The organism is Marinobacter sp. ST-43, assembly GCF_030541085.1.
In the GTDB taxonomy this organism is placed as follows: Bacteria; Pseudomonadota; Gammaproteobacteria; order Pseudomonadales; family Oleiphilaceae; genus Marinobacter; species Marinobacter nauticus.
Genome location: NZ_JASSVO010000034.1, coordinates 1 through 7982, shown reverse-complemented (window position 1 = coordinate 7982; position 7982 = coordinate 1). Strand labels below are relative to the sequence as shown.

Genomic DNA, 7982 nt, shown 5'->3' with positions numbered 1-7982 from the left:
GAGACTTCGGAGTAAGAAGAGAAACCCCGCGTCGCTACGCTCCGATGGGTGGCAGCCTTGCTCCGGTCCGGGTGGCAGGCTTCACGTGGAATGGGTGGCAACCTTCAGCGGTTTACGCAGCTATCGCCGTGACCGGAAACCGTGTGTCTTTTCGCAACTTACACGCGACTCTGACAACACTGCCCAACTCAAGTGTCGCTCTCACCTTCGACGAAAAAAAGCATGGAACTATCATTAAGTCTCGCAGCGAGATCGAATCCGAATTCGGGAAAACCCTTCATCTAATTCCGAAAGGAAAAACCGCTGCGCCAAAAGCGCTCGACCTATCGATTACAGATCTGGAGGAACTGAAACGACGTTCTGCCTATCTCGAGGAATTGCAGCGGCATACGGAAAAGAATGGTGTTGGCGGGGTTAAAATTCGACGACAGGTCATTGCAAGGGTGGCTCGGGAGATCAACGACGCGCGTCCGATCTCTCCGGCAACTCTTGGGCGGTGGGCAAAACAAGCGCACGAGCACTCTCACGGCATCGCATCTACGCTAGGGACGAAAAAGCGCTGTCGCAAATCCTCCTTCTCACAAGATATCCAGGATTTGGCGCTCGAAGTCATTGACGACTATTACCTCCAGCTCGGGAACCCAACGGTTCAGTATGCCTATGACTGCTTTACCGAAGAGTTTGAGGCCAAGTTTGGAAAGAAGGTTAAACGACCCTGTCGAGAAGTCTTCCGGAAGTGGGCCTCACAAGCGTGCGACCCGATCGAATTCATCGAAAGACGAGAAGGTCGGCGCGCTGGAAAGGCAGCCCGGCGCAATGCAAAGAAGAAATTCCGGACCGAACGGATTCTGGAGCGCGTAGAAGCCGATGCGGTAAATCTGGCGATCGGTGTCACTGATGAGGAAGGTCGATATCTTGGACCTGTGACGCTGTTTGCCGTGATCGACGTTTACTCTCGGTCGATTCTAGGTCTGATTGCCCAAGTCGGCAGAGGCGAATCCTCGGGCTCAGTGATTGACAGCTACAAACATGCAATTGGCCCGAAGTCCCCTGACCTCCTTCCCAATGGTGTTCAAAACGACTGGCCGATGTATGGCACGCCAGAGACGTTTGTGAGCGACGGGGGTTCTGGTTATGTAAGCGTTCAGACCCAGTCTTTCCTGCTCGACGCAGGGTCCCAATCCCAGATCGTGCAAACCTACGCCGGATGGCGCAAGCCTTTCATTGAACGATTTTTCCTGACGCTACGCACTCGCTTTGCACAGACATTGCGGGGCTACTGCGGGAAACATACGGATCGGCCTAATCTGGATGCAACGATCAAAGAGAAAGCATCCATGACGTTGCAGGAATTTCGCAACGCTCTCTATGAGTGGGTCATCGATGAATATCACCAAACTGCTCACCGAGGTCTTAACGGTAAAACGCCCTACGAAGTCTGGGAAGAGCGGGCGCGTGAGTTTCCACCCCAATTGCCTGCCAACTTCGAGCGAATTAGATTCACCATGGGTGAAACCAGGATGTGCAAGATCTCTGGAGATCACGCCCACCAGGGCATTCAGCTCAATAAGCTGCGCTACAACGACAATGAAGACAGGCTCAAGCATATCGGCATGACTCTTCGAAGAATGGGGCGGCCAGCCGAGGTCCAAGTAGAGTACACGCACAACGACGTTCATTCGGTTAACGTCGTTGATCCCATCACCGACGAGGCATTCCAAGCTTTTGTATCAGACTTGGACATCAAGCCAGGCACAACGTTCGCTGAGTTGAAAGCTCAGCGGGGAAGCACCTATGCCAACAAAGGCTTCACAGGCCGGCGCAAGTCTAGATCAAGCCTAACCGTCACTAATGCCAACGAAGCACACGATGCCAACATGCGACGAGTTGGCTCGCGGCAAACCCAGCGTGCTCCTACCAACGCTATTTATGCAGAACTGGTGCGACCCATAGAGGAAGAGGACACCCTTCCTCGTCCGACTGTCCGCAGGAGCTCGATGAGGACTGAAACGCTTGAACTCAGCTCAGAAGAATATGGTGCGGATGGAGAATACGAAGATGATTGATTGCGATAGCAGACGCTACCTAGGACTGAAGCCGGCGACGGTCGCTTTTGCGGACTGGCGAACAAGACACGACCGCTTCAAACAAGCAGTTGGTGACATTCTGCGAACCCATGCAATGTCTGGTGTAGAAGGAGTTGGGATGCTGCTGATGGGGATACCAGGGCTGGGAAAATCGTCAATCCTTGCGTCCTATATCAAGCATCATCTCGCAGAGCGCGATGATTTAGAGAGTCCTGGTCGCTCGAAAGAGCCCATCATTCTTGTCTCTGTACCTGCGGAGCCGACGCTTAAGACGCTGATCCAGGAGATCCTCCTGGCGTCGAGCTATGAGGGATCAATTAAGGGTACCGTTGGAGAGCTCAAACAGAAGCTCAACGAATTTATCCAAGAGCGAGGGGTAGAACTGCTCATTTTCGATGAGTTTCAGCATTTTCTGCGCGAGCAAGCGAAGTCCAATACAAGAGGTGTTGTAAATCACATCAAACTAATGATGGATAAGCACAAGCTGGCCGTGGTGATGGCTGGCACACCCGCGGGCTACAGATCAATTGCTCACTACGACGAGCTGTATCAACGATTCGCTCAACGCCAGACGCGTCTCACCCCGTTTCAAATTGACTCGGAAGAAAATCGTCAAGCTTTCGGTTCGTACCTGAGAGCCTGCGCGGGTTTTCTTAAGCGCCAAGGCGTCGAGCTCACTCCGTTGGCTAAGAAAGAAATGATGGTGCGCGTTTACGTCGCGACAAAGGGAATCCCTCGATTGATCGCAGGGCTCATAATGATGGCACTTGAAAGCACAGAGCACGAAACGGTGATTACTCAGAAAGATCTTGCTGAGGGCTTCGCTAAAACGGCAATGAACCCGGATCTCGGAAACTTCAATCCATTTTGTGCAAGTTACGAACGGGTCCTCGAGCGTGCGGCTAAAGCTCAGAAGAAAGCAGCGAGTGAAGATTTAAAGAACTGGGACATTCATTGATGAAACGATTCGCTATCCGGCCGGAACCTCACCCTGACGAATCGTTCAACGGTTTCCTATTGCGCGTTGGCAAACTCAACTGCGTCTTTAAGCCGGCCGAAATCCTCGACTCTCTGGGCATACAGACCACTGCCGCGTCCGGAAATTCCGGGTGGCTCGAAGCTCCATCGAGGGAAACGTTCAGAGCACTGGAACGTAGACTTGAGAGGTCTTTAGAGAGCCATCGGGTACGATTTAAAGCACGAGATCAGCTTCCGTGGCTACGGTCAGAACATCGGATGATTCACGATTTACGGCTTGGATTCCCCCGTATCTGTCCAAGCTGTGTGTCGGAGCAAGGCTTTTTGGACTGGCGGTGGGGACTTGCTGTAACGGCTCATTGCCCGAAGCACGAATGTTTGCTGCTAGAGAGCTGTCCTAGCTGTCACAAGAAGCTCAACTGGGGAGGGAGCTTGCTTATTGGCTGCCCTTACTGCGAAAAAAACTGGGACGAGATGGAGCTCAGCCGCGCATCTGAGGTCACCGAGACGGAACGTCAGCTCTGGGAAGAGATGGGCTCGGATTTCAGCGACCCGGACGAATTACGCTTTAGAGATATTTGCCTAGCGATCAGCGTCGCCATGCGCCCGTTCGACGTGATTCACGAGCCGGTCAAACATTGCCCCAACCTCAGCGGCCATTCGGATTTTGTAAGTCGGGCGTATCTCCTTCTCGATAGCTCAGATTTGAACGCATCCTGGCGCAAACAGTGTCATCAACGAAGACAAGCGGTCCGCTTTCTAGGCACTAATTTCGTAGAGGCCCGTGCGACCTGTTCAGCGCTCACCTGGAGCGAAACTGGCGAGGCCCCAAAGAGGAAGCTCGGCTCACGGCTGAGACATCCTGTCTGAAGCACGATTTTCCTGAAGTCACGGAGTACATTTCCCAGTCGAGGCGAGACAGGAAGCTCGAATCGAAAGGAAGTTCAGGCTATCGATATCATGTCACTGTTCAGTCATTCGCGGAGATTACCGGCATGAGCATGGAATCTGCGCAGGATTTCTTTCGAGGCGACACCTTACTTGCTCACAAAAATGTGCGCTTCTCTCGCAGCCGCAGATTCGATCTACGGCAGTTCCGTGGAGTCATTCGTGCGCTACCGGATCCCGAGGATTCGATTGAAATTTTCCCGAACAACCCAGCGTTCAAGAAGCATTTGACTACGTTTGGGCAACTCGCCCATGACGTCATACTTCGTCGAATCCTCGGCGGATTCTCGAAAGCCCGTGGAATTCAGAGCCTATTTCTTAATCGGTGCCAATTTGAAAAGTGGCTAACTGATCAGCTTTTCCGAAACGCAAAAAGAGAACTGAAACTTGAACAGGTCACCGATGCTCTCGATTGTACGACTCAGAACGTACGTGATCTCGTAAAAGCTGACGTACTCAAATTGGCGAAAAGCCAAAACGGCCAACCTAGGGTCCGTGGCCGGTCTTTTTGTGAGCACGTCATGCTTTCAGCATCGGCGGGAAAATAAGCGGTTAACCCAAAGGGGAGCATGCCACTATCGGCCGTAATTTGGCTTAATGCTTAACCCCAGTTTATATACCAGCTCAGAGGCATTTAGGCATAATGCGCCCTAACTAAAGTGAACTACAGTGATATCTGGGTTCCGTCATATGGGCCTAAAGTCCAGCATAGCGATATTCTGAGGAGTCATGCACGTGGCATCCAGCAACTAATTGTGTTGAGTACGTGATCACGATTGCAGGAAATAGGGCGTCACGTCTGGTCGAAAAGCACGCTGAACTCTATGCTTGGGTAATCGAACATTTTGCCGTGCGAATCACAATGGAACATAGTCTATTGATTCTTAGGGAGAAAGCACTTGAATCAGAAAAAAGATCAGCCGCGTAAAAGGGTTGCCGTTAGGTTCACAGTGGATTTCACCTCAAGTGAGGCGGCAAAACAATTACGGCGCTCAGAATTTGAGGAGTCCGTAAAAAAAGAGTCTGACTTGTATGGAAAGAAAAACAACGAGAGCGAACTGTAGGTAACATTTCTATCGTCTGCCGCTTCTTTGAAAACTCTGGACCGGGGTAAGTCCAGTTGATTGGCGTTGCGGGATGATAGAAATGGATACAGTGTCATTCAGAAGCCCTTGAAATGAACTCCATTTGAAATTGCTGTTTACCGCTACAGGAGGAATTCGAGATCGCTCAACTTTTTAATTAGGAGTACACAGCCTCCAAAACTCGCTTCACCCGGTCTATACAATCAATTGCCTGCTTTCGTGAAAGAGGAAGCGTGCGCATCTTCTTGGTTTTTTCGGGGTGCATTACCTCATTCCCATACTCTCGAATTGCGTCCATGTCAGTGGCCACATGTGGAAGAATTTCGCCGGCGTGACCTATCAAATATCTCAGTGATTTCGGGCGCCCCTTTCCAGATCTATCATTCTCGTAGGCCTCGTATCCAAGACTGCCAGCGCGATCTATCAGAGCATATTCCACGACTCCACGTGACATGGCTGCAACGCTTTGCCAGTTTCCGAAGATGAAAGACCTGTAAATCTCCTTGATTCTCACCCGGACGTGGTATGGAAGCATATCCGACCGTCGACTTGAGACTACGGGCTTCAATTCCTTCATATTCGCGTGCCACTCGTCAGGCTCAAAGAATTTGGCCGAAACGAGCTCCTTAAGAGCGACCAATTCCTCATCCGCCATATACTCCAAATGTTCCGGCGGGTCATAATCAAGAAGGTCTTCCAATCGTTCCGTTGCGAGGTCAAATGCATCGAGAATCGGAGTCGATTTCTTAGAAGATCCGGACAATTCTCCGAGGGTCAAACCGCTCTCAGCCAACAAATCCTCAAGCGTGACTCCTTTCGCGTCCCCGAAGATCGCAATATTACGAATTACATCCGCACGGGGCTGATATTCATTCTCGAAATAGGTTAACAGCGATTTTGAGCCGCTAAATAATGGCACCTCTGAATTTGCTACCCCGCCCTGTAGGTAGTTGCGCACCTTTCTCGCGGCGTGGTCAATGCGCAATAGCTTTCCTTTAATGAGTTCAGCCTGCCCTTCTTCTAGGGATGATAGATCAAGATCCTCAAGCGATGAGATCTTTAAGACCTCTTTCAATTCTTGCCGGACGAACGCAAGGAGGTGGTTTATGTCCATATCGTATACCTAACGGTTCAGCGGTCAGTTATATGGAGTGCTGATTGCCAATCATGATCGTACGTTCAAGAAATGGAAGCCCCCCTACCGGACAAGCTGAGAAAGGCTTAAACCGTGGATCACCACAAATCAAACTTAAGCGGTAGTCCGGTGCCTCTTCCAGCAAAAGCATCAGAGCTTAGGGTTCTACTCCGTTTCCAAGAATGGTTCTGGAACCGCCTCGGGCCCAGCTACTTATTGGACTTCTCCATTAGAAGGTGGGAGTGATGAGCTTAAAGGCTGTCTTTTGCTTTTAAGCTTGCAAAACGGAAGGTACCCATTCCCAAAAGACCGGCAATAAGCAGAGCGATTGAGTGAGGCTCAGGAACCTTTACTGGAGCATGATCAGTCCAGAGTCTCTGCTCAACATTGAGTCTGAAGCTGACAATTTCACCTTGACTAAAACCATAACTATCCAGGCTAGGCGGGAAGGTCATTCCCACCTCACCATCTGTCATAAATACCTCATCGAAGATGGTTTTTGCTGTTTCTACCGGCAAAAGACTGGAGTCTACCGAGACAGCAGTTACTCGAGCTCGAAGTGAAGATCGGACTAAACGACCATCGGATAACTGCTCAACACCAACGATCGGCATTGAAGACCACTTCCCTATTACTCCGGCAAAATCATCAAAAACTCCGAACCCCAACCAAGAAAATCCATAACCTAATCGAATCCCTTGATTGTCCCCACGCAGAATTTCAGTGACCATTTCATCTGAGAACCCTATTTGGAAAGACCCGGCAAGCGAGCTGAAGCTGGGTTCTCCACTGTTACTTGTTGTTTGAGCATCCAAGCTCTCATTCTGGATTCCGGCAAGATTCGATATTAGATTCACACCTAACTCATTCCACCCGCTACCGACTTGGAGGGCAGCCTTTGAAGCATACGAGGCAGCATTGAGAGAGCAAAGCGCGCCAGCTCCGAAAACACCGGCAGCGTCGCAGCCGTCCCAAAAGCTGTTATCTCCAAGATTCCCAGACTGACTTAATCGCTCGTAAACCGCTCCAACATTCAATCGGTCCAGTTGTGTTGTCAGACCATCCTCGAACGCTATGCCGGTTTCGTATGAAATAATCCCTGAGCGTGCGACTGTGCTGATCAGCATGATGAAAACAAAAGGCAATAAACGCATTACGTTCTCACAAGTGGGTCGGGGTCAATCAGTTTAGCTTGTACAACACTCAAGCTGTGTACTCGCCAAGCGCTAACTAGACAGATCTCACTTGCAATACGCATGCCCTACATATAGGCATCTGTTTTTACACACACAATTTTCTTACTTTGGGAAGATGTGTAAGGTTTGTCGACGCTTAATGGTACAGTGTTGCGGGAGGAGGGCCTGCACTATGATCGATAATACCCGAGTGATTAAAAGGACCAGGATTCCGTGAAAGATCGCGTTCTCATGATTCACCCATCATCGGATATTCCGTTCTTACCACCGTTTGAGGAGTTTCTCCGCCTCAGTGGGTTTAGTGCGGGAATGCCGGGGATGATTCGCGACTTGGGGCTTCAACTAGGAAAAGTGCCGCCGTCGGACAAAACGCTGAAAAGCGCTTTCACCAAGCCTGTGACCCGATCCACGGCAAATTGCATATTCCGGCCCATCGTGACCGCTCACTCCGTTTTATCGTGACCGATTTCGGGCGTTTTTCCGGAATCACCGGTCACGTTCCTCCGGAATCACTGCCAACACGCTGGAATTCTTCAACTTTATCCGGCATACC

Annotated in this window: 6 protein-coding genes and 2 pseudogenes; 6 read left to right on the top strand and 2 right to left on the bottom strand. The window is 50.6% G+C overall.

From position 1 onward, the window contains the following. From QPL98_RS19055 to QPL98_RS19035, 6 genes and pseudogenes are all read left to right on the top strand, one after another. A pseudogene (locus tag QPL98_RS19055) lies at window positions 1-2066 on the top strand (hypothetical protein); the annotation flags it as partial. Next, the gene (locus tag QPL98_RS19050) at window positions 2059-3045 is read left to right on the top strand and encodes a TniB family NTP-binding protein (RefSeq protein WP_303293830.1); all 987 of its coding nucleotides are present in this window, start codon (window positions 2059-2061) and stop codon (window positions 3043-3045) included. The pseudogene QPL98_RS19055 and the gene QPL98_RS19050, both read left to right, overlap by 8 nt. Next, window positions 3045-3437 (top strand): annotated as a pseudogene (locus QPL98_RS19490) (TniQ family protein); the annotation flags it as partial. The gene QPL98_RS19050 and the pseudogene QPL98_RS19490, both read left to right, overlap by 1 nt. A 60-nt stretch (window positions 3438-3497) precedes the next feature. After that, a complete protein-coding gene (locus QPL98_RS19045; RefSeq protein ID WP_303293829.1) occupies window positions 3498-3935 on the top strand; it encodes a hypothetical protein in 438 nt (145 codons plus the stop codon). Window positions 3936-4060: 125 nt separating this feature from the next. Continuing rightward, window positions 4061-4561, top strand: coding sequence for a hypothetical protein (locus QPL98_RS19040; protein WP_303293828.1), 501 nt, complete (start codon window positions 4061-4063; stop codon window positions 4559-4561). A 351-nt stretch (window positions 4562-4912) separates the two neighbouring features. Next, a complete protein-coding gene (locus tag QPL98_RS19035) occupies window positions 4913-5077 on the top strand; it encodes a hypothetical protein (protein WP_303293827.1) in 165 nt (54 codons plus the stop codon). A 178-nt stretch (window positions 5078-5255) separates the two neighbouring features. Here the strand turns inward: QPL98_RS19035 and QPL98_RS19030 are convergent, their stop codons facing one another. Beyond that, window positions 5256-6212, bottom strand: coding sequence for a hypothetical protein (locus QPL98_RS19030; RefSeq protein WP_303293825.1), 957 nt, complete (start codon window positions 6210-6212; stop codon window positions 5256-5258). A gap of 272 nt (window positions 6213-6484) precedes the next feature. Further along, window positions 6485-7387, bottom strand: coding sequence for a hypothetical protein (locus QPL98_RS19025; RefSeq protein WP_303293824.1), 903 nt, complete (start codon window positions 7385-7387; stop codon window positions 6485-6487). Window positions 7388-7982: the final 595 nt, after the last annotated feature.

What these genes read in the sequence shown, in the direction of transcription:
- QPL98_RS19050 (WP_303293830.1), top strand. Translation starts at nt 2,059, where the DNA reads ATGATTGATTGCGATAGCAGACGCTACCTAGGACTGAAGCCGGCGACG.
- QPL98_RS19040 (WP_303293828.1), top strand. Translation starts at nt 4,061, where the DNA reads ATGAGCATGGAATCTGCGCAGGATTTCTTTCGAGGCGACACCTTACTT.
- QPL98_RS19030 (WP_303293825.1), bottom strand. Translation starts at nt 6,212, where the DNA reads ATGGACATAAACCACCTCCTTGCGTTCGTCCGGCAAGAATTGAAAGAG.
- QPL98_RS19025 (WP_303293824.1), bottom strand. Translation starts at nt 7,387, where the DNA reads ATGCGTTTATTGCCTTTTGTTTTCATCATGCTGATCAGCACAGTCGCA.